At 51.4% G+C, this 23818-nt stretch carries 18 protein-coding genes; 16 read left to right on the top strand and 2 right to left on the bottom strand.

Annotated elements, in window-relative coordinates; genetic code table 11:
* Positions 1–23: 23 nt before the first annotated feature.
* The 13 genes from HZA49_03185 (at position 24) to HZA49_03245 (ending at position 16197) form a co-directional block, all read left to right on the top strand.
* Complete coding sequence (locus HZA49_03185) at positions 24–251, top strand: sulfurtransferase TusA family protein (GenBank protein MBI5778443.1); 228 nt, start codon at positions 24–26, stop codon at positions 249–251.
* 15 nt (positions 252–266) lie between these two features.
* A complete protein-coding gene (acs, locus tag HZA49_03190) occupies positions 267–2585 on the top strand; it encodes an acetate--CoA ligase (GenBank protein MBI5778444.1) in 2319 nt (772 codons plus the stop codon).
* A gap of 171 nt (positions 2586–2756) precedes the next feature.
* Positions 2757–4112, top strand: coding sequence for an OFA family MFS transporter (locus tag HZA49_03195; GenBank protein MBI5778445.1), 1356 nt, complete (start codon positions 2757–2759; stop codon positions 4110–4112).
* Between the two features lie 144 nt (positions 4113–4256).
* Positions 4257–5369, top strand: a complete 1113-nt coding sequence (locus tag HZA49_03200; protein ID MBI5778446.1) for a branched-chain amino acid ABC transporter substrate-binding protein — start codon at positions 4257–4259, stop codon at positions 5367–5369.
* A gap of 273 nt (positions 5370–5642) precedes the next feature.
* Positions 5643–6557, top strand: coding sequence for a branched-chain amino acid ABC transporter permease (locus HZA49_03205; protein ID MBI5778447.1), 915 nt, complete (start codon positions 5643–5645; stop codon positions 6555–6557).
* A 245-nt stretch (positions 6558–6802) separates the two neighbouring features.
* The gene (locus tag HZA49_03210; protein MBI5778448.1) at positions 6803–8053 is read left to right on the top strand and encodes a branched-chain amino acid ABC transporter permease; all 1251 of its coding nucleotides are present in this window, start codon (positions 6803–6805) and stop codon (positions 8051–8053) included.
* A 114-nt stretch (positions 8054–8167) separates the two neighbouring features.
* Positions 8168–8947: an ABC transporter ATP-binding protein gene (locus HZA49_03215; GenBank protein ID MBI5778449.1), complete on the top strand. Its 780-nt coding sequence runs from the start codon at positions 8168–8170 to the stop codon at positions 8945–8947.
* Positions 8948–9029: 82 nt separating this feature from the next.
* Positions 9030–9512, top strand: coding sequence for a HEAT repeat domain-containing protein (locus HZA49_03220; protein MBI5778450.1), 483 nt, complete (start codon positions 9030–9032; stop codon positions 9510–9512).
* A 158-nt stretch (positions 9513–9670) separates the two neighbouring features.
* A complete protein-coding gene (locus HZA49_03225; GenBank protein MBI5778451.1) occupies positions 9671–10369 on the top strand; it encodes an ABC transporter ATP-binding protein in 699 nt (232 codons plus the stop codon).
* 139 nt (positions 10370–10508) lie between these two features.
* Positions 10509–12482, top strand: a complete 1974-nt coding sequence (locus tag HZA49_03230; GenBank protein ID MBI5778452.1) for a DUF4445 domain-containing protein — start codon at positions 10509–10511, stop codon at positions 12480–12482.
* A gap of 995 nt (positions 12483–13477) precedes the next feature.
* On the top strand, positions 13478–14209 hold the full coding sequence (locus tag HZA49_03235; GenBank protein MBI5778453.1) for an AAA family ATPase: 732 nt from the start codon (positions 13478–13480) through the stop codon (positions 14207–14209).
* 22 nt (positions 14210–14231) lie between these two features.
* The gene (trpS, locus tag HZA49_03240; protein ID MBI5778454.1) at positions 14232–15233 is read left to right on the top strand and encodes a tryptophan--tRNA ligase; all 1002 of its coding nucleotides are present in this window, start codon (positions 14232–14234) and stop codon (positions 15231–15233) included.
* A 124-nt stretch (positions 15234–15357) separates the two neighbouring features.
* Complete coding sequence (locus HZA49_03245) at positions 15358–16197, top strand: segregation/condensation protein A (protein ID MBI5778455.1); 840 nt, start codon at positions 15358–15360, stop codon at positions 16195–16197.
* Positions 16198–16215: 18 nt separating this feature from the next.
* Here the strand turns inward: HZA49_03245 and tadA are convergent, their stop codons facing one another.
* Positions 16216–17952 (bottom strand): Flp pilus assembly complex ATPase component TadA, encoded by a 1737-nt coding sequence (gene tadA / locus HZA49_03250; GenBank protein ID MBI5778456.1) that lies wholly within the window; start codon positions 17950–17952, stop codon positions 16216–16218.
* A 197-nt stretch (positions 17953–18149) separates the two neighbouring features.
* Here tadA and HZA49_03255 point away from each other — a divergent pair, with 197 nt between their 5' ends.
* From HZA49_03255 to HZA49_03265, 3 genes are all read left to right on the top strand, one after another.
* Positions 18150–19133: a polysaccharide deacetylase family protein gene (locus HZA49_03255; GenBank protein MBI5778457.1), complete on the top strand. Its 984-nt coding sequence runs from the start codon at positions 18150–18152 to the stop codon at positions 19131–19133.
* Between the two features lies 1 nt (position 19134).
* On the top strand, positions 19135–20244 hold the full coding sequence (locus HZA49_03260; GenBank protein MBI5778458.1) for a GNAT family N-acetyltransferase: 1110 nt from the start codon (positions 19135–19137) through the stop codon (positions 20242–20244).
* 77 nt (positions 20245–20321) lie between these two features.
* On the top strand, positions 20322–23078 hold the full coding sequence (locus HZA49_03265; GenBank protein ID MBI5778459.1) for an O-antigen ligase family protein: 2757 nt from the start codon (positions 20322–20324) through the stop codon (positions 23076–23078).
* Here HZA49_03265 and HZA49_03270 read toward each other — a convergent pair.
* The gene (locus HZA49_03270) at positions 23011–23778 is read right to left on the bottom strand and encodes a sulfite exporter TauE/SafE family protein (protein ID MBI5778460.1); all 768 of its coding nucleotides are present in this window, start codon (positions 23776–23778) and stop codon (positions 23011–23013) included. The two genes, HZA49_03265 and HZA49_03270, sit on opposite strands and share 68 nt — an antisense overlap.
* Positions 23779–23818: the final 40 nt, after the last annotated feature.

The following is a 23818-nucleotide window of genomic DNA, read 5'->3' on the forward strand; positions in this document are numbered from 1 at the left end:
CTTAAATAAACGGGAATGTAAATATGCACCTGGATAAGACACTGGATTGCATCGGGCTGTTTTGTCCGATGCCCATAGCCAAGACCAAGCAGGAACTGGACAAAATGAATCCGGGCCAGACGCTGGAAATCCTGGCTGATGACCCGGGCTTTGAGAAAGATTTACCGGCCTGGTGCCGGATGACAGGGGAAAAGCTTGTGGCATTAGAAAAGGAGGGGAATATTTTTAAGGGGTATGTAACAAAAAAGTAGAAAGGAAAGCAGCATATGTTGTTCGCGCTAATGGGTAAGTATGACCCTTTGAAAATAACGGAAATCCATGCGAAGGAGAACGAGGTCTTTGATAACCCCCCAATGGGTTTAAAAGTGCTCGGCCGTTATTCCATGGTAGGACGCCGCGGCGGATTCATAGACATTGTCGAAGCCGAAAACGCTGACCAGTTGGCGGCTATAACTTTGAGGTTCGTAGGTCTGGTGGAGTTTGAGATTGTGCCGTTGATAGACACGATCGGCGGCCGGGCCCGCAAGCTTATCTCAGAATTCCACGGCGAAATCGCCCCGATGCACGGGCCGATGCCCGAATTAGAACTAATCTCGGCGGCCGAGGCGCCGGCCATTAGTTCGGTAATGCAGGAGAAACGAAAATTCAACCCGCCCAAAGAGGTTTCCGAAAAGGCATATATCAAGAACCTCAAGCAATACAAGGAGCTCTATAAGCAGTCCATTGACGACCCGGAGACATTCTGGTCCGAGCGCGCCTCGGAACTGCACTGGTTTAAGAAATGGAATAAAGTCCGGGACAGCAACTTCGCCAAGGCCCAGATAAAATGGTTCACCGGCGGTAAGACCAACGTATCCTACAACTGCCTGGACCGGCATATGGAAACCAGCCGCAAGAACAAGACCGCCATCATCTGGGAAGGCGAAAACGGCGAAACCAGGAACTACAGTTACCAGCAGTTATTCCACGAGACCTGCAGGTTTGCCAACGTCCTGAAAAGAATGGGCGTGAAAAAGGGCGACCGGGTTACTATCTATATGCCGATGATACCGGAACTAACCATTGCCATGCTGGCCTGCGCCAGAATCGGCGCCATCCACAGCGTGGTCTTCGGCGGTTTTAGCGCCGAATCCTTAATCGACCGCATCAATGACTGCGGCTCAAAGTATATCCTCACCTCGGACGGCGGTTTTCGCGGCGGCAAGACCATCGCTATTAAAGCCAATGCGGACAAGGCCATGGAAAAAACCCCGACCGTGGAAAAAGTTATCGTGGTCAAGCATGCCAACGTTACGGTCGATATGCGCCCGCAACGGGATTTGTGGTGGCATGAATTGATGGCGGATAAAACTATCACGGAATGCTGCCCGGCCGAAGAGATGGATTCGGAAGACCCGCTTTTCATCCTCTACACCTCCGGCTCGACCGGCAAGCCCAAGGGCGTGATGCACACCACCGGCGGTTATATGGTTTATACCTATCTGACCTTCAAATGGATATTCGACTGCCACGATGATGATATCTTCTGGTGCACGGCCGACATCGGCTGGGTGACCGGGCACAGTTACATCGTTTACGGTCCGCTGGCCGCCGGCGCCACCGAAGTGATGTTTGAAGGCATCCCAACCTACCCGCAGCCGGACCGGTTCTGGGAAGTGGTGGATAAGCACAAGGTAAATATATTCTATACGGCCCCGACCGCCATCCGCGCCCTGATGAGCTTCGGCGAGGAGTGGGTCAAGAAGCATAGCCTGTCGTCCTTGAGAATCCTGGGCAGCGTAGGCGAGCCGATTAATCCCGAGGCCTGGATATGGTATTACAAAAACGTGGGCCGGGAACGTTGCCCGATAGTTGATACCTGGTGGCAGACTGAGACCGGCGGCATCCTGATTACCCCGCTTCCGGGCGCGATTCCGACCAAGCCCGGTTCTGCCTCGATGCCGTTCTTCGGCGTGGTGCCTGAGATATTTAATACCGAAGGCAAACCGGTAAATCCTGGCGACGGCGGATACCTGGTCATCAAACAGGATTGGCCCGGAATGATGAGGGGCGTCTATGGCGACCAGAAACGGTTCTTTGATACCTATTTCACTCATTTCCCCGGCGTCTATTTCACCGGCGACGGCGCCCGGGTCGACGAAGAAGGATTCTACTGGCTGATGGGCCGGGTGGATGACGTGATTAATGTCTCCGGACACCGCATCGGCACCGCCGAGGTGGAAAGCGCGCTGGTCGCCCATCCCAAGGTGGCCGAGTCAGCCGTGGTCGGATTCCCGCATAACATTAAGGGCCAGGGCATCTATGCCTATGTCTTCCTTAAAGGCGGCATCACCGGCACCAAGGATACCAAGAAAGAATTATCTGACCACATTAACAAGTTAATCGGTCCGATTGCCAAACCGGACGTAATCCAGTTTGTGGCCGGACTACCCAAAACCAGGAGCGGTAAGATTATGAGGCGCATCCTGCGCAAGGTGGCCGAGGGCGATACCAGCAATCTGGGCGATATCACCACACTGGCCGACCCGAGCGTGGTAGAACAGATAGTTATCGGCGCTAAACAGGAAACACGGGCGCAAAAGTAGTTGGATAAGTAACCATAGTCCTGTCCCCCGATGACCATCGGGGGGCAGGGCTGGTTTCCGGGATTGACATTATCCGCCCCATTGGGGCGTTTAGTATATACGTTACCTCCAGAAACCGGTCAGCGCGTTAACGTTACACCGCTTGTCAATCCTCGATTAGAAAGAACCAATATGTCACCAACAGAACAAATCCTAATCAAGCCCTTAAATCCGGTTTCAAGTCCGACGCCTGCTCCGGGCGCGCCGCAGACAACCTCCAATAAGGGCTGGACTGTCACCCTGGCCGGCACCGGCATCAATCTGGCCCTGGGCGTGCTTTATTCCTGGAGCGTCATCTCCAAGAAGATACCCGAGGACTGGGGCTGGAACGAAGCAGACCGAGCCCTGCCTTACACCATCGCCTGCCTGGTCTTTGCCTTTATGATGGTCCCGGCCGGCAAACTCCAGGACATCTTCGGCCCGCGCCTGGTAGCCAGTCTGGGCGGACTACTGACCGGCCTGGGATTGATACTGGCTTACCAGTTTAACTCGGTCGCCATGTATATCCTGTGCTTCGGGGTTTTAGCGGGCACCGGCATCGGATTCGGATACTCATCGGCCACGCCGCCGGCCATAAAGTGGTTTCCGCCGGCCCGAACCGGTTTGATTGCCGGAATTGTGGTGGCCGGCTTCGGCCTGGCCTCGGTCTATATCGCGCCCCTGGCCCAGTATCTTATCGGGCTCTACGGCGTGCCGGAAACTATGCTGATATTCGGCGTATCCTTCCTGGTCACCGTGGTAATTCTGGCGCAATTCCTGGTCAATCCCCCTCCGGCCGCGTCAGTTGCTCAATCCGGCCCGACCGCTCCGATGCTCACGAACCCGAAGGGACCGCGTCCAACGAACGGAGCGCCCCGCATCCCCGCAGGGCATCGGGACGCCGCCAGCAAGACCGGCGACTACCTCATCGGCCAGGTTTTAAGCACCTACCAATTCTATATCCTCTGGCTGATGTATGCCTTTAACGCCGGCGCCGGTCTGATGGTCATCGGCAAACTGGCCAAGGTCGTCTCGGTCCAAACGTATTACGAGGCCGGATTCATCCTGGTCGCCCTGCTGGCCGTGGGCAATGCCGGAGGCCGCATCCTAGCCGGCATACTCTCGGACAAACTGGGCCGAATCAGGACCCTTCAGCTATTCACCCTGTTCCAGGCCGTGCTGATGTTCCTGATGCCGTTCGTGGACAGCGCCTTGGTCCTGGTCTTCTTCTCCATCTTTATCGGAATGAATTACGGTTCCAATTTATCGGTCTTCCCGTCCATTACCAAGGACTTCTTCGGCCTGAAGAATTTCGGAGTCAATTACGGGCTGGTCTTTACGGCCTGGGGCGTGGGTTCTCTGCTGGCCCTGGTCTCGGGTATAGTTTATGTGCGAACAGGCAGTTTCCAACTGGCCTTCTTCCTGTCCGGCGCATTGCTGATAGTCAGTATCATCCTGTCCTTTACCGTCAAGAAACCCGTTCGGGCCATCGAACCGGCAAGAAGCTAACAAAATTACCCCCACACCAATTTATTGGTGTGGGGGTAAAATAATTGACCCGATACACAATATTTTATAAATTACCCTGAATATACGCCCTGGATTATTCTATCCCGGGGCATAGAACCATTTATTATAGAAGGAGATTATATTATGAAAAACAAACTATCATTGTGGATTGTCGTCGTAATCGGATTACTGGTTTCTATGGGTTGCGGAGCGAAAGTTGATGTCATCAAATTAGGCATAGCCGGTCCCTTAACCGGCGACCAGGCCAAGATGGGTACGGACGTGTTGAACGGCGCCACCCTGGCTGTTGCAGAATGGAACGCCAAGGGCGGCGTCCTAGGCAAGACAATCATCATCGTGGCCCGCGACGATATGGCCCAGGAACAGCAGGCCCAGTCGGTGGCTAAGGAACTGGCCGGCGAAGGCGTAATCGGCGTGGTCGGCCATTTCAACAGCGGATGCACCATCCCGGCTTCGGTGGTTTATCACGATTCCAATATCCCGATGATTACCCCGTCCTCAACCAATCCTTACGTCACCGACCGTAATTTCGCCAATATCTTCCGGGTCTGCGGCCGCGATGACCAGCAGGGTAAGGTGGCGGCTGATTTCGCCGTCAATACCTTAAAGACCAAACGGGTAGCCATCCTGCACGACAAGACCCAATACGGCCAGGGCCTGGCCGACGAATTCAAGAAGGCGCTCGGGGCCAATGCCGAAACCGTTTACTACGGCGGATTTCCCAAAGAGGAACTCAACTTCAAACCTATTATCAGCGCGGTCAAGGAAACCAATCCCGACCTATGGTTCTTCGGCGGCATCTATAACCAGGCCGGCCCGATGGTGGTCCAGGCGCGCGAAGCCGGACTGACCGCCGTGTTTATGAGCGGCGATGGCGTGATTGACCCGGTCTTCCTTAAGGTGGCCGGCGCGTCAGCCGAGGGCTCTTACCTAACCTTCTCCCGCGACCCGAAAGACGTCCCGACTGCCCAGGCCTTCCTGGATAAATACCATAAGCAATACGGCGAACACGGTCCTTATTCCATCTACGCCTATGATGCGGCTAATATTATTCTGTCCGCCATTCAGGCCGCCGGCACCACCGACGGAACCAAGGTGTCCGAACAGATTCGGAAGACCGTCTATGACGGCTCTATCGGCAAGGTCCAGTTTGACGCCAAAGGCGACCTAGCCAGCTCATACTATATTATATGGGTGGTCAAGGACGGCAAGTTTGTGCCATACGAGAATAAATAATAAATTAACCCCCTCACCCTTCCCTCTCCCCTATGGGGAGAGGCTAGGTGAGGGGAAACATTAAATTTCATACTATAACTTATCAGAGTGCCCCTAAAGTGTCATTGCGAGGAGCGAAGCGACGAAGCAATCTCATATTCTCCGCATAAATAGGGATTGCCACGCTCCCGGAGTTTACCCCGTCGTATGACGGGGGTCGCTCGCAATGACAGAGTGGTGCTTTTTAGACACCCTGTTATAGCGAGAATCCAGACGACCAGCTAACTGACCAATATGCTGCAACACTTAGTCAACGGTTTGATTCAAGGCGGTATCTACGCGCTGATTGCCCTGGGCTACACCATGGTCTACGGCATCCTCGGAATGATTAACTTTGCCCACGGCGAAATCTATATGATTGGCGCCTATCTGGGCATCATCTCGCTGGCCGTCCTGACCGCCATAGGCGGGCCGATTTCCGGACTGCCCATTCTCTGCCTGTTCATCGCCCTGATTATCAGTGTGGTCTTTGCGGCCGGCTACGGGTTTTCCATAGAACGGGTGGCCTATCGCCGCCTGCGCCACGCCCCGGTCTTATCCGCGCTTATCAGCGCCATCGGCATGTCCACCTTCCTGCAGAATTATATCATGGTCGCCCAAGGCAAGGAAAACAAGGCCTTCCCGGCATTCTTCAAGGAACCGCTCATCAGCCATCCGTATCTGGTCGGCGGCGCCCGGATATCACTCCTGGAAATAGTTATCATTGCCTCCTGCGTCCTGATTATGCTCGGACTGCACCTGTTCATCAGCCGGACCAGAATCGGGCGGGCTATGCGGGCCACAGCCCAGGACAAGAAAATGGCCGCCCTGGTCGGCATTGACATCAACCGAATCATCTCCCTGACCTTTATCATCGGCTCAGCCCTGGCCGCGGCCGGCGGTGTCATGGTCTCGATGTATATCTCCACCACCAGATTTGATGTCGGCTACATGACCGGCATCAAGGCGTTTACCGCGGCGGTCCTGGGCGGCATCGGCAATATCCCGGGCGCTATGCTGGGCGGATTCCTGCTCGGAGTCGTGGAAACCCTGGGCATCGCCTATATCTCGCCGGATTACAAAGAGGTCTACGCCTTTGTTATCCTGATGCTGGTGTTGATTGTCCGGCCGACCGGGCTATTGGGCGAACGGCTGGCTGAAAAAGCGTAATTATCCATAGCTGTCTTTCAGAGATGAATTGATGGGTTTTCCCCTCACCCATCCTCTCCCCTAAGGGGAGAGGAGAAAGGTGAGGGGGATAAATAAATGATACCTGACAAAGCATAACTATGAAACTGTTTTTCGGTTGTGCGCCATTAGGGCGCCATGGCGCTTCGGCGCCAAAAGTATTATTGACCCCGTTAGAGATGCGGGAATAATACTTACAGTAATTAAAACTATTTACTTGAAAAGTTATGGCGATAGAGGATAAGAATCAATCACGGTCACGCCTGTGGCGTGACCTATCTCTAACGGGGCTGGTCGCGCTTTGGTTCGGGCTGATTACACTGCCCATTGTCGGGATAAAGATGGGTGATGAGGGTGTCACCTGGCGGCTCGGCCCGCTGGTCATTGCCGGTCTGGTCCTAGCCGGCGGTTTAATCTGGCTGGGCATCAGCCGCTGGAAGGGCTTTACCAATTTCATATCGCAGCGCCTTCTGGCTCCGCTCCACCACACCGCTGACCAGATGGCCAAGCCAGCCGTTATTAAATGGGAAACCGCGTCCATCCTGGTTTTGCTGGCTGTCATTCCCTGGATGCTCCCGGCCAAGCATCTCAATCTGGCGGTTGATACCGGCATCTACATCATCCTGGCCCTGGGATTGAATATCGTGGTCGGCTCAGCCGGACTGCTGGTCCTGGGCTATGCCGGATTCTGGGCTATCGGCGCCTACACCTACGCCCTGGCTTCCATTATGTTAGGCTGCCCGTTCTGGCTGGGACTGCCCTTAGCCGCGGCAGTCACCGGATTATGCGGGCTGATTGTCGGACTGCCCTGCCTGCGCCTGCGCGGCGATTACCTGGCCATTGTCACGCTCGGATTCGGCGAGCTGGTCCGCTACCTGCTCAAAAACCTGCCGGGCTTAACCGGCGGTGAAAAAGGACTGCCCAATGAATACCAGACCGGCGCCATCAACCATCCGCAAATATTCGGCTGGGTCTTAAAACAGCCGATTCATTATTATTACATCACCTTTATTATGGTGGTCCTGACCATCATTATCATTGAGCGGCTGAACAGCTCGCGCATCGGCCGGGCCTGGATTGCGCTCCGGGAAGACGAACTGGCCGCCACCAGCATGGGCATCAATACCACCAAACTGAAAATCCTGGCCTTTGTCATCAGCGCGGTCTGGGCCGGATTTGCCGGCGTGCTTTATACGGCCAAGATGAATTACATCACGCCCGAGGCGTTCAGGTTTGACCAGTCAGCCCTGATTCTGGCTATGGTCATCCTGGGCGGGATGGGCAATACCTTCGGCGTGATTCTGGGCGCGGTTATTTTATATATCCTGCCCTGGTTTATCCGGGACCAGATGCCGGCATTTCAGGATTACCGGCTGTTGATATACGGGGCGACTATGGTCCTGATGATGCTCTTCCGGCCCCAGGGACTGATTAGCAGTAAACGCCGGCAGGTGGAGTTAAGTAGTGCGGAAGGATAATTAATTAATACTAACAACGGGATTTAACAACCCCCTTTTATTCCCCCTTTGTTAAGGGGGACTGAGGGGGTTGTTACTCCGCTAAATCCGTTGAATCCTGTTGTCTAATATATTATGACCGACAATACCTTACTGGAAGCAAAATCAGTATCCAAGCAATTCGGCGGCTTGGCCGCATTGCAGGACCTGAGTTTCACATTAAGCAAGGGCGAAATCCTGAGCATCATCGGCCCAAACGGCGCCGGTAAAACTACTTTCTTTAACTGCGTTACCGGCCTGGGCAGCCCTACCGCCGGAGACATTGTTTTCGGTAGCCGCTCCATCGCCCGATTGCCAGCCCATCAGATTACCCGGCTGGGCATTGCCCGGACATTCCAGAATATCCGGCTCTTTGCCGAGATGTCGGCCCTGGAAAACGTCATGGTCGGGATGCATTGCCGGACCGGCTGCGGGGTGCTGGCCGCGCTGACCCGCCATCCGGGTATGGTCCGCGAGGAAAAGACCATTACCGATGCGGCCCTGGAATTACTCCGCTTTGTCGGCTTAGTAGATGAGGCCAATACCTGGGCGCGCAATATGGCTTACGGAGACCAGCGCCGGCTGGAAATCGCCCGGGCGCTGGCCACCCAGCCCCAGCTCCTCTGCCTGGACGAGCCGGGCGCCGGAATGAACCCGGCTGAAACCAATGAACTCATGAACCTGATTCGCAAGATACGCGATAAGGGCATTACCGTGCTCCTGATTGAGCACCATATGAAGGTGGTCATGGGCATCTCGGACCGGGTCATTGTCCTGGACCACGGAGTGAAGATATCCGAGGGAGGCTGTAAGGATGTCCAGTGCGACCCCAAGGTCATCGAGGCTTATCTGGGGAAAGACCATAAGGTGCAATAATAATGAACTAAGCGAAGCGTGAAACGGAGCACCCCGACCCGTACGGGCGGGGAGCGCACGGAAAATAAAACCGAATAAAAATATGAATCGCACCCTTTTAATTATCGTTGGAATATCCTGCGCCGTGATTACCGCCGCCGGGATAATGTGGTATGACAGCCCTATCAATACAGCACTCAGACAACTTCATGACAAAGATCCGGTAACACGTTGGTGGGCTACCTGGACATTGAGGAGGCTTCGCGATAAAGGCGCAATCCCTGAAATTATAAAGTTATTACAGGATAATGACCCATTGGTTCGTGCGTCGGCTGCTACTGCATTGGGTGAATTCGGAGCTGAAGAAGCAATTCCTGAGATTATCAATTTGTTACATGATAATTACTCGGAGGTTCGCAGCTCGACTGTTGTTGCATTAGGCATGCTTGACGCTAAAGAATCAATCCCTCAGATAAAAGAACTACTCAAAGATAACTACGAATGGGTGCGAGAAGCCGCCGAACAATCCCTGAAACAACTAGGCGTATCGGAGGAGGAGATAGAAAAGGCAAAGGAGGGAAAGTAATAAACAGGGACTCTTAAGAGACCTTAAAGAGAGGATCTCGTAAAAGTCTCGTCCAAGTCCCTGTTCTATTTATTCGTGTAATTCGTCCTTATTCGCTGGACGCGGTCTCTGCGGAGTTCGTGTTTATTCGTGTTTAGTATTCTCTGTAACTTAATATTATGTTAATTCTTAACGACGTGCATACGGCCTACGGGCCAATCGAGGTCCTGAAAGGCGTTTCGCTCGAGGTCAAGCCGGGCGAGATAGTCACCATCATCGGCGCCAACGGAGCGGGCAAGACCACCACCCTGATGGCCATCTCCGGCATCAATCACCTCAAGCAGGGCACGATTACCTTTACAGGCGAACGGATTGACAATCTCCCGGCGCATGAGATTGTGGCCAAGGGCATTGTCCAGATACCCGAAGGCCGGCGCATCTTCCCGCGCCTGACCGTCCTGGAAAACCTCCAGATGGGCGCCTTTATCCGGAATGATGACACCAGCTCAGACATAGACCGGGCATTTAAGCTGTTTCCCATACTCAAGGAACGGGCTGCTCAAAAAGGCGGCACGCTCTCGGGCGGCGAACAGCAGATGCTGGCCATTGCCCGGGCCCTGATGGCCCGTCCGAAGTTATTGATGCTGGACGAACCGTCCCTGGGCCTGGCCCCGATTATCGTCACCCGGATATTCGACGCCATCAAGGAACTCAACCAGTCCGGCACGACCATCCTGCTGGTGGAACAAAACGCCCGGATGGCGCTCCAGATAGCCAGCCGGGGTTATGTCCTGGAACTGGGCCGGGTGGCGCTCTCAGACACGGCCCAGAACCTGCTCAATAATCCCAAGGTCAAAGAGGCATACCTGGGCGGATAATTCCGGTTGCTTAATTTATAGACATTCATAGGTAAAAGATTTATATTTCAGTAAGCAGATTCAGCGGATAGAACAGATTAAACAGATAATTTATAAATCTGCTAAATCAGCAAAATCTGCTTAATCCGTTTACGCAATTATGAATAAAGTATCCGTAACATTCTCTCCGTCGGCCAAGACCGTCCGGGTTGTCCAGGGCACGAGCATACTGGACGCGGCCCGCGAGGCCGGACTGCATATCCAGAGCGTCTGCGGCGGAGATGGCGTCTGCGGCAAGTGCCGAGTCATTATCAAGAAAGGCAAAGTGGAATCACCGCCTACCGGACTGCTGACCCCGGAAGAGATTGATGACGGCGTGGTCCTGGCCTGCGAGGCCAAGGTGTTCGAGGATATCAGCGTTGAGATTCCGCCTGAATCACGGGCTGATGAAGGCGAGATTCTAATGGGCGCCCAGGGCCCGCACAAGAAGTTTGATTTATATTCCAATGTCGAGGAACTGGCGCCGGACATCATCCACGAGGCCAGGATTATGGAGCACAGCCCGCTCTCGACCAAGATATTCCTGAAACTCCCGCCACCGACACTGGATGATATCATCAGCGACCTGGAACGCATCTACCGCGCGCTCCATAAAAAGGGCATAGACCATATCCAGACCGGTTTGGCCAATCTCAAGAACATCGGCGGATTCCTGCGCGAGCATAACTGGGCCGTTACCGTGACCCTGGGCAAGCGCAACGGCACGACCGAACTGGTCCAGCTGGAAGGCGGGGACACCTCAAAGACCAATTACGGCGTGGCCGTTGATATCGGCACCACCACGATCGTGACCCATCTGGTGGATTTGGTCAGCGAGCAAACCGTCTGCTCAATGGGCGCGTTCAACAAGCAGATTACCTACGGCGATGACATCATCTCCAGGATTATATTCGCCTCTGAAAAGGAAGGGCTGGAAAAACTCCACATGGCCGTGGTGGACAACGTCAATTCCCTGATTCAGGGCTGTATTACGGACTGTTGTAGTAAAAGTAAGCATATTAAGTTAGAGGACATCACCTGCGTGCTCTGCGCCGGCAATCCAACCATGACCCATCTGTTGCTCAATATCGACCCGGGCTATCTGCGTAAAGAACCCTATGTGCCGACCACCAACGAAATGCCGGTGATTCGGGCGGCTGAGGCCGGCATCAAGATAAACCACCGCGGGCTGTTGGCCTGCGCCCCGGGCGTGTCCAGTTACATCGGGGCTGATATCACGGCCGGGCTGCTGGTCTCTGACCTGACCGAAAAACCTGAGGTGGCTATGTATATTGATATGGGCACCAATGGCGAGATTGTGCTGGGCAACAAGGACTGGCTGACCTGCTGCGCCTGTTCGGTCGGACCGGCATTTGAAGGCAGCGGCATCAGGTGCGGCACACGGGCCATCAAGGGCGCTATCCAGAAGGTCAAAATCCCTGACCCGACAAAACCGGCTATCGTGGAAACTATAGGCAGTGCGCCGACCGAAGGGAGTCCCGTAGGGGCTAACGGCTTCTGCGGTTCGGGACTAATTGAAATTATCTCAGAACTCCTCAACGCCGGGATTATCAACAAAGCCGGGAAGATTGACAAATCTCACATCTCACATCTAACATCTAACTTCCAGCCAATCCGTTCAGGCGATGAAGGACTGGAATATATCGTAGTCCCAAAAGATCAGAGCGCTACCGGCCGGGACATCGTCATCACCCAGGCAGACATTGACCATCTCATCCGCTCCAAGGCCGCGGTCTATGCCGGCATCTCCACGCTCCTCAAGAGGATGGGCTATACGGTCAAGGATGTCAGCCGTTTTTATATTGCCGGCGGATTCGGCAGCCACCTGGACATCGCCAAGGCCATTGACATCGGCTTATTGCCCAATGCCCCGCTGGACAGATTCAGTTACATCGGCAACGGGTCGGTCGAAGGCGCGCGGATGATACTGCTATCGTATATTGCCATGGCCAAGGCGCGCCAGGTAGCCGACAAGATGACCTATATTGAACTCTCTACGGACAATTCCTTTAACGAGGAATTCATCTCGGCCATGTTCTTACCTCATACTGACCTGTCTCTATTCGCCAAATAGAACAAACCAGATTGTAATTGGAAAGAATCTAATTGGTGACTGGCAGTTCGAGCGCCCCTTGCATAGCAATGGTCGGGAGCACGCCGAAGGCATCGCACCGGGAGGCAATGAGTTACTGCCGGTTATCCCGACAGTATTTGTCGGGGCTACCTCACACAGATTTGACGCTGTTTAATAAATAGGTATTATATCACATTATTATCCCCAAATTACAAATATACCCCCTATACCCTAACCCCACATACCCATACCAAGCACCCCATAGTATGCCCTATGGCTTCTCCCTTAGGGGTGCCCTTACCTCCGCAGTACATTGACCCTACCCCCGCAGTAACTTGCCCCGCATCCCGCAGTATCTTAACCTGCACCCCGCAGTACCTGGCATGGCATCCCGCCTACCCATGTCCCCTATCCCTACGTATGCCCAGCGGACTATCCCTTAGGGATAACCTTCACCCCTCAGTATCTTGACCCGCACCCCGCAGTACCATGACCTGCACCCCCAGGGGGGATGCCCTGCACCCCCCAGTACCATACCCCTCACCCCGCAGTCCCATGCTCTAACCCTCCCTTAGTGGAGCACCATCTCCCCCCACCTATTTTTAGTTCTTAGGCGACAACACGTCTACAAATCCAAAAATCTCATATTTTTTCATTTTCTTTAATAGCTTGCCATTGTGTCAGTTAGGGCAAGGTTTGAAAAATAGTGTTTCCGGATTAGGCGACAACCCGGTCGCCAGTATACCCTTTATGGGGGAAATATCTATTAGCCGCTGAGGCACACATTCGTCACACTCAGTATAAACTCCAGGCACAGGGGTTTATAACGTTCTTTGTAGTTAATATTCCTTGACCTCTATGATTTATGCGGGTAAGATTCGTCCATTATCCCTCTTTATTTATATAACATTGTATCGGGATAAGCCGCCGTAAGGTTCTCCCCGCCCATTCGGGCGGAGTGCGAACCTAACGGACATCCCTTTGGGATTCGTCTTATGGTTATTGCAGTTGCGGGCAAGGGAGGCACCGGGAAAAGCACGGTCGCGGCCTTGCTCATCCGGGCGTTGCTGGCCCAGAATAAGAAGCCGGTCCTGGCTGTGGATGCTGACCCGAATTCCACTTTGGGCGATTATCTGGGCATCACTTGTTCCTGTACGGTGGCGGACCTGATTGAACAGACCAAGGGACTGCGTAACCTGCCGGACGGCGTGTCCAAACCGGCTCACCTGGAATACCAATTACAGAGCGCCATCACCGAATCCGCTGGCGTGGACCTGCTGGTCATGGGCCGGCCCGAGGGTCCGGATTGTTACTGCATGGCCAACAACATCCTGCGCGGTTATGTCCAGAAGATTGTCGGTAATTATCCTTATGTGGTGATTGATAACGAGGCCGGAATGGAGCACCTGTCCCGCAAGACCACCCAGAATATTGATGCGCTGTTATTGGTGAGCGACTCGACTGAGGTCGGACTGAAGACGGCCGGGCGTATCAGGGAGTTGATTGACAAGATGCCCTTCCTGAATATTCGTAACAAATATCTCTTGATAAACCGGGTTAATAATTCTATTAATACTGCCCAAGCAGAGGAAATAACTGGACTGAAGATAATCGGAACTATACCGTATAGCGAGGAGATAGAAAAGCAGATTAACCGCAAAGACGCAAAGATACTTGGAAATATAGATTTGATTCTCAGCGCACTCTGCGCCTCTACGGTAAAATAAAACTACTGAAAGGATTTGCGAGATGACCAAACCGAGAATATTATCAGGGATGAGACCGACCGGAAAGATGCATCTGGGGCACTTAGTCGGCGCGCTGGAGAACTGGGTAAACCTGCAGGGCGATTATGAATGTTTCTACATGGTGGCCGACTGGCACGCCCTGATGAGCGAATACCAGAACGATACCCATTCCATCCGGAAACACGGATACGATAACGTGATTGACTGGATGGCCGCCGGCATCGACCCCAAGAAGAGCACCATCTTCGTCCAGTCGGACGTGCCGGAGCATCTGGAGCTGAATATGGTTCTGTCCACGATTACGCCTATCGGCTGGCTGGAGCGCTGCCCGACCTACAAGGAGCAGAAACTGGAACTGAAGGAAAAGGACCTGTCCACCTACGCCTTCCTGGGCTATCCGGTGCTCCAGGCCGCGGATATCCTGATTTACAAGGCCAATGCCGTGCCGGTGGGCGAGGACCAACTGCCACACCTGGAACTGACCAGAGAGATTGCCCGGCGGCTGAATTTCATTTTCTCCAAAAAGCACAACGGCCAACCGCTGGTGCCGGAGCCCGATGCCAAGCTGACCCGGTTCCCGCGCCTGCTCGGCCTGGACAAGCGCAAGATGAGTAAGTCATACGAGAACGCGATTAACCTGGCTGATTCGCCGGAAGAGATAGCCAAGAAGGTCCAGACCATGTTCACCGACCCGGAGCGAATCAAGAAGACCGACCCGGGCCATCCGGCGGAATGCAATGTCTATGCCTATTATAAGGTCTTTGCGGCCGGCCGGACCGACTCGCTGGCCGAGGAATGCCACCAGGCCAAGCTCGGATGCACGGACTGCAAGAAGGCGCTGGCTGAACTGCTGGTCAACCTGACCAAACCGTTCCGCGAGAAGCGCCGGGAGATAGAAAAAGACCACGCCTATGTCAAGCAGGTGCTGGCCGACGGGGCCCTGAAGGCGCGCGAGATTGCCGGAAAGACCATGAAGGAAATCCGCAAGGCGGTGTTCGGGTAAGCGGAGAGCATATAGTTTAATTATAAAGTGCGAGTAAATGTAACCCCTCCGTCCCTAAGGGACTGCGGGATAACTCGCACTAACTCTGGTCCCGAAGGCATTCGGGACCCTCAAAGTGCGAGTAATGGAATTCATAAATTACAAAATACAATTAGAGAATTTTTACGGGCCGCTGGACCTACTGCTCCATCTGGTCCGGGAGAGCGAGCTTGACCCACTGCGCATCCCGATTTCCAAGGTGACGGACCAGTACCTGACTTATCTCGAGATGATGCAGAAACTGGATATCAACCTGGCCGGCGAGTTCCTGGTCATGGCTTCCACCCTGATGGAAATCAAGTCGCGTACCCTGGTGCCGATTTATGCCGATGAAGAGGAGGCCGAAGAAGAGGCCGACCCGAAGTTTGAACTAATCCGGCGTCTGCTGGAATACAAGCGCTACAAAGACCTGTCAATTAAACTCCGGGCGCTGATGGAATTCCAATCAAAGACGTTTACCCGGCCCCGCCTGGGCCGGACTGAAGAACTTAAGGACGCAAAGACCGAAGAAGACGCTGCGAAAGAGGAAGAATCTCAGGTGGAACTGGATATGTGGCAGCTGGTCAAGTCATTCGCCAAACTGAGCAAGGATATAGCGCTGGACACACCGACGGCCATACTCTATGACGATATTCCAATAGAAAAGGTGATTGAGGGCATCCTGCGGGAATTGGAGCGAAAAGGCGAGGTGTCGTTCCGGGCTATGCTGGCGATGGATGTGGATGACGCTAAAGACGCCCCGGCGCTCCGGCGCCGCAGGATGAATCTGGTACGTAATTTCCTAGCCACCCTGGAGCTGGCCCGGCGCAAGTCCATCGAGGTGGTCCAGGAGAATGATTTTGATGATATCAAGATACGGATAAAGCCGATTACACCAGAGGAAAAACCAACGGAAGAACCAAGGACTGAAGAACTAAAAAACTGAACAGCTTAGAATCAAATGCTACTTCTCTAACTCGGCTGAGAGCGTTTCGCGGGCGACTTCCTCTACGGTAGAATGGCCGTCATAGATGGCTTTTAAGCCGCTTTCGCGCAGGGAGCGCATGCCTTCTTCCCGAGCCGCATTGCGGAGCGCCTCCACCGAGGCGTGCGACATTATCAATTGCTTGACGCGATTGGTCATGAGCATCATCTCGAAGATAGCCATCCGGCCCTTGTAGCCGGTCTGGTTGCAGGCCGGGCATTTCCGGCCGTAATAGAATTTCTTGCCTTTTATCTCTTCGCGCGACAGGTTGAGCTCGATAAGCATTTCATCAGTCGGCTCCATTTCCTCCTTGCAATGCGGGCAAATCTTCCGGATTAGGCGCTGGGCGATAATGCCTTCAATCGTGGCGGTAAGCAAAAACGGTTCGATTCCCAAGTCCAGAAGGCGGCTGACCGAGGACGGCGCGTCATTAGTGTGCAGCGTGGTCAGGACTAAATGCCCGGTAAGCGACGCCTCAATAGCCATCTGGGCGGTTTCGGCATCGCGAATCTCGCCGACCAGGATGGTATCCGGGTCCTGGCGCAGGATGGACCTGAGGCAGGCCGCGTAGGTCACGCCTATCTCCTCGTTAATCGGGCACTGGACAATACCGGGCAGATCGTATTCCACCGGGTCTTCGGTGGTGATGATTTTCCATTTGATATCGTTGAGATAGTTCAGGGCGGAATAGAGCGTGGTGGTCTTGCCCGAGCCGGTCGGGCCGGTGACAATAACAATGCCGTTAGGCAGTGAAATCAGGTTCTTAATCAGTTTTTTGTCGTCATCGGCCAATCCGATATTGTCGATATCCAGCGAGACTATGTCTTTATTGAGGATACGCATGACCACGCTTTCGCCGAACATGGTTGGCAGGGTGGAAACGCGGATGTCAACGGGCTTACCGCCGACGGTCAGCGAAATCCGGCCGTCCTGGGGCAGGCGCATCTCGGAAATATTGAGATTGGCCATGATCTTGATTCGGGAAATAAGGGCCGGCGCCAGACTCAAAGGCGGCGGCACCATTTCGTAAAGCACACCGTCTACCCGGTAGCGGATTTTTAATTCCTTCTCGAACGGTTCGAGATGGATGTCGGCAGCCTGGTCCTTGATGGCATGGAGCAAAATCAGGTTAAGGAGTTTCTTGACCGGCGCCTGCTCGGCCATGGCCTGAACATTATCTATGTTAAATGCCCGGCCTTTTTCACCGCCGGATTCCAGGGCGTCTTTCACGTCATCCACAGTCTTAGACATCCGCTTAAGCAATCCGTCCACGGATTTGTCTTCCTCGTGCGGGTAATATTTGTCTATGGCCTTGTTGAGAGCGTTTTCATCGCTCAGGGCGCCCTTGATAGCACACCCCAGGGTAAAGCGTAAATCATCCAGGATATTGATATTAAGCGGATTGAACATGGCCACGGTCAGGACATTCTTATCAAACTTGACCGGAATGATTTTATAGGAACGGGCCATGGAGGAGGGAATTTTATCGATAATTTCCTTGGGGATTTCGGTTTCTTCCAGATTGATGACTTCCATGCCCACCTGGGCGCCCAGGGCCAGCAGGACCTCTTCCTCAGTGGCATAGCCCAATTGGATGAGAATCTTGCCGATGGCGCCGCCCTTCTGCCCCTGAATAATCATGGCCTGCTTGATCTGGCTCTCGTTGACGACCTCCATCTCCTTGAGTATCTGGCCCAATAATCTACGCGGACTCATATTTTAACCTATATCTTATTGGTTCGGATTAGTCAAGAAAACTCGTTTTCTTGCCGGCCGGTTCACTTTATTAGCCGTCAAAATATTGACAAACCGAAGAAGCGTTGTATCCTAAACGCGTAATTTTAGCCGCAATAATCGGACTAAAACCAAACAATCCAATTGCTCATGGGGTGCAAAACTATTGCAATAAAATAATGCGCTCAAAAGGAATTCTGATTATTTCATTAGATTTCGAGCTCTACTGGGGAGTACACGATAAAATAAGTTTAGACGATTATATCAAAAAATATCCCAAGTCGCGTTCAATTGTCTCAGCATTATTGGATTTATTCAACAAATACCAAACGCATTCAACCTGGTCTACAGTAGGGTTTTTGTTCTTTAAAACGCGCGCTGAATTGCTCGGCGGATTACCGTCTGAAAAACCCGATTACAGCAACAAAAGCCGTTCGCCATATGAGTTTGTTTCCGCTATAGGCAACGATGAAGCCGAGGCGCCGTTTTGTTATGCGCCTTCGTTAATAAAACTGGTTTTAGACACCCCCCACCAGGAAGTCGGAACGCATACCTGTTCGCATTATTATTGCCTGGAAGAGGGGCAGAATATTAATGCCTTTAGGAGTGATTTAGAGTCGGCGATACGAGTCGCCAAAAAATATAACCTGACCCCTGAGAGTTTGGTTTTCCCCAGGAACCAGTTTAATCCGGCCTGCCTGGATATCTGCCGGGAAATGGGAATTAAATCTTACCGGGGCAATGAACTATCCTATCTTTATAAAGCCCGGAATGAGGATATGCAGTCCTTGTTTTATAAAGGATTACGGTTTTTGGACGGCTATTTCAATATTTCAGGACATAATTGTTATTCCGTTGACAGCATAGAACGCAAATTGCCGTTTAATTTCCCTTCCAGTCGATTGTTTTTCCGCCCGGTTAATGCCAGGCTGAAAATGTTGGAACCGTTACGATTGCGCAGGATACTTTCCGGGTTGCGTTATGCAGCCCAAAGGGGGCTGGTTTATCATTTGTGGATGCACCCGCATAGTTTGGAACTGAACCTTCGAACAAATTTACTATTCATCGAGAAAATATTAAAATACTATCTGATTATGCGTGAACGATATGGGATGGAAAACCTGACCATGAGCGAATTATCCCATCTCCTATTAGAAATATAATATGTGGTTCCCTGACGAATTAGTTGCTGTCACGAAAACGCATGGCTGGACTGCCCGGCCATATACCAAGGGCGACTTGGCAGAATACCTCAAGCTTACCTTATCAGAACATGGCGACAGCGCCGATATTTCCAACGCCGCATATATCAAGTGGTTATATGAGCAAAACCCGGCTGGACAGGTCAATATGTGGCTGGCTGAAGCCGGCAATAGCCTTATCGGCTCGTACAGCACAATTCCTGTGAATCTGGTTATTGACGGTAAAAACCTGGTGGGCTCGCAAGCGTTAAACATATTAACCCATAAGGATTATCGCGGCAAGAAAATATTTATCACCCTGGCCGAACTTGCTTATCAAAACGGATTTAAAGACAGGAATATCGCCCTGATTTACGGACTGCCAAACAAGATGATATATCGCGGGTATCCAAAATACCTGCATTTTACCGATATCGGCAATATGCCGCTTCTAATAAAAGTGAATAATCTGGGTGATTTACTAAAGGACCGAAGCCGGTTTATTCCTTCCTGGTTTTTTAATCTGGTTGGAAGATGCGTTTTTAGAAAACAGCGGTTGTCTTATGACAGAAAGCGCTTAAAAATAGAACGGATTCTATCTTTCGATGACAGATTCGACCATTTGTGGGAAGCCAATAAAGGCCTGTTTAAAAATATAGTTGTCCGAAATAAGCAATACTTAAATTGGCGTTATATGAACAATCCCGCCAGAAAATATACTGCGTTTTCAATAGCGGATTTAATGGATAACCTAAAAGGATTTGTCGTATGTAAAACAACGTCCGTCAGGGGAATTAAGGCTGGCTTTATCGGCGACTTGTTCGTTGAGAACAATGACGGGCAAATAGCCGACATCCTTATAAAAAAAGCCGAGGAGTATTTGTGCGAGCAAGGCAGCCGCATATTAAGCACCCTGTTGTTCAAGCATATTCATTTTTATAATACATTCCTTAAGAATAATTTTATAAAATACCCTGCGTTCCTTGGCTCGAAATCGTTTCCGGTCATTGTCCGCTCAATGGACAGAAAACAACATCTTATTTCTGATCTAAAAAAGTGGCATTTAACCATGGGCGACTTCGATATTTTTTAATTTGCTCGCCGCATTTTCATCTCTTACCGACAAATGTAATTATTGACAAATCGGCATAATTTATTAGAATTATTCTCATGACAAAGTTCGGTATTATGTGCGATAGATTCCTAGAGGCGTGCTGGCTGGCAGCGCTGATACTCTCGCCTCTCTATATGAATATCTACACCCACCGGATGTTTGAGCCAGACAAGGGCACAATCAGTCGCTCATTGGCGCTCCTGATGATTGTGTTTTATCTTATAAAAGTAATGGAAACCACCAAACCCGCAGCCCAGACTCAAACACCTGCGAATAAACAAAAGAAACAAGCCGAAGAAAACCAGGCTAAAATCCCTTCTAAATCAGTTCGGAGTTATATCATCCTGCCATTTTTGGCATTTATTACCATCTATATTATTTCGGTGGTCTTTTCAGCCGTGCCGTTTAACAGTTTGTGGGGCGGTTATGACCGGATGCAGGGGCTTTATACCAATGCCTCTTTTTGGGTAATCTTTATACTCGCGGCCATAAATATCAAAACCCGGGAGCAGGTAGAGCGGCTCATCAGCACCATAATTTTCACCTCGGTCCCGATTGTGGCTTATTGTTTTATCCAGCGACTGAGGTTAGACCCGGTGCCCTGGCAAGCCATGGATCCGTCAATCAGGGTTTCCGCCACCATGGGCAATCCGATATTTCTTTCGGCTTACCTGATAATACCAATTACCTTGACTATCTCAAGGTTTGCCAGAAGTCTCTATGAAAAGAATCTAATAGCTTACATTTTTTACGGGGTGCTTGTCGTTCTGCAGGTTATCACGGTATTCTTAAGCCAGAGCCGCGGTCCGATGATGGGAATGTTCGGTAGCATTTTCCTATTTATCTTAATTTATGCCTGGGCGTACCGTAAAAAAACCCTTTTGCTAACAACTATCGGCGCTTCTGTGTTTGGAATTATATTTCTTTTTGTCTTCAACCTACCTCATATCGTCACTTTCAAGAACCCGCCCGATACGGTAGGCGGATATGACATGCAATCCATTAAAAATAGCGAGCTTCAAACGATCTCTAATACTTCAATCAGCACCATGGAATCGTTGTGGCATAAAACCTTCGGAAAATTACTGAATATCCAGTACTTTCGCCAGTTTGGACGCCTGCTGGAAACAAATCCCCGCTCATCCGGAAGAACCAGAATAGTTTTGTGGAAAGGCGTATGGAAATTAATCAACGATAAGGATGAACCGTATCGCTTTTTTATCGGCTGGGGGCCTGAATCGCTTTCTACGGTCTATTATAAAAATTACACTATGGAATTGGCAAGATTAGAGGGGGCTAATGTCCATGCAGACCGTACCCATAATCACTATCTTGACGTCTGGGTAATGCACGGCATCTTGGGTTTAATTGCCTATCTATCAATGCTGGCGGCAATATTTTATACGGCTTTCAGAATCATTCGCTCAATCAGAAATGTATCCCCGCCAACCGGACCGCCTGATGCTATTTCAACAGGAGGGATTTCCACTGACATTCTTATTGTTATAGGGTTGGCCACTGCGATTCTGGCTCATCTTGGTGAAATCTTCGTCGGTATCGCTATTGTCTCCACCTATACTCACTTCTGGGTTATTACCGCAACAATTTATGCAATTTACCGGCTAAGCCTGCTTTCGCAGAACAATAAAAAAACGGATTACTCCCCCCTGGATACAGAGTCGGGATTCCACTGGGGCGTGTATCTGCTTTTAGGATACGCACTACTTACCCTTGTCATCGCATTCATCCTGTTCCAGTTCTCCTGGCCTACCGGAATGCTGCCGCCGGATATGAAATCCACCAGAGATGCCCTGCTGACTACTTTTTGCATCTGGTTACTGGCCGGGGTTATCCTGGGTATTGTAGCCTGGCCCCGCTATTTATTCTGGACCTATACAGGCCAAACCATAATGATGGCGGTAATCATGGTCAGACGCTACTGGCCTGACGACTCTACTAACACCGATATGTTAATGATTTACTCGTGGTTATGGATTATGGCCGGCATCGTTGTCGGGGCTTTATCGCTGTCCAGGAAAGAAAGGCCCATCCGGATATGGACTTTCAGCAATGTCCTGGTGGGGCTGGTAATATCCACAGTTGTTTTCTATATCATCGCAAATAAAAACCTTTCGGTGCTTCGAGCAGATGGCTTTTATAAATTCTGTTTCAGTTATGACCAGAGCGCCGAACAGGCTGTCAATAACGGGGAAGAAAGCGCTAAGGTCGCGCTAAAAGAAGGAAAAGAAAACGAGGCGGTTAAAATCAGGCGCGATAAAAGAAACGAGGCGTTTCAGATCAGATTAATGTGCATCAAGCATTTCCAGAACGCTCTCAAATTCGCCCCCGACGAAAGGGCGTACCTTAACGGTGCCGGCCGGAATTTCCTGGAACTTGCTAAGTTAGCTATGGACCAGGGCCGGGAACCCAACGCTAACCCCATTAATAAACTTCGCAATGTACCAAGCATTAAGGACTTGGTTGAGGGCGACTTCCTTAAAAGGGGTCCCGATAACCGGCTGTATACGGATTATACTTATCATGACTTTGCCATTTGCAGTTTTTCCTGTATCCAGCGGGCATATGAACTTGACCGAAAGAATTACGAGCGCATCATCGCCCTAATAAGAATTTACCGCTACCTCGGCGATATGGAGCGCGACCCGACTAAGATAGAAAAAGCATTGAAACTTTGCGACGAAGCCCGTAAAGCCAGCCCGCTGAATGATAAAACCGACGATGAAATCAAGCAATTGATGCAGAGAAAAGAAGCATTTTCAGCGCCACCGCCACCAGAGCAACAGCCAAAATAATCAATATCACCCTCGGGCGCACTTTAGAAGAGATGTAAGCCCCAACCTGCGCACCGATTAGAGCGCCGCCACCCATCAATAACCCAGGGACGTAATCAATATGCCCCCACAACGCATGAGGGACAATCGAAAGCAATACCGTACTGAACAATATAAAATGAGACGTAGCGGTTGCGATGTGAACTGGTATTTTCAACAAATAAATCAATACCGGGACATGAATAATCCCCCCTCCGATTCCCAGACATGAGGCGATAAAGCCGGTTACGAATCCGACAAACACAACCATTATAACTTTTTTCCTTGATAATTCCAGGGGTGTGCAGATTTTCACATTTCCAGATGATTTGTTTTTTCTGAACAATAAATAAATAGCCGCCAAAATAAGGACACCGGCAAAGACAATCTTGAATGCCGTTCCCGTAAAAATATTTGAGGCAAAGGCCCCGATAATAACACCCGGGATGCCCGAAACGATAATAATAGCGCCGAGACGCCAGTATATCCTTTTGTATCGGGCATAGGCAACCGTGCCCGAAAAGGCGTTGAAGGCAACAACGAAAAGAGAGGTCCCGATTGCCGCCTGGGGACTGAACTGATATATTGAGAACAGAACCGGAACGATAAAAATACCGCCTCCGATGCCGGCCAGGGTGCCGACCGCCCCTATTATAATGCCGACAAGAACTAATATTATCATATTTTTGTTATATCATTTCTGCTTGACTTATTAAAACAAT

The sequence above is a fragment of the Planctomycetota bacterium genome (genome assembly GCA_016235865.1).
Classification (GTDB): domain Bacteria; phylum Planctomycetota; class MHYJ01; order JACQXL01; family JACQXL01; genus JACRIK01.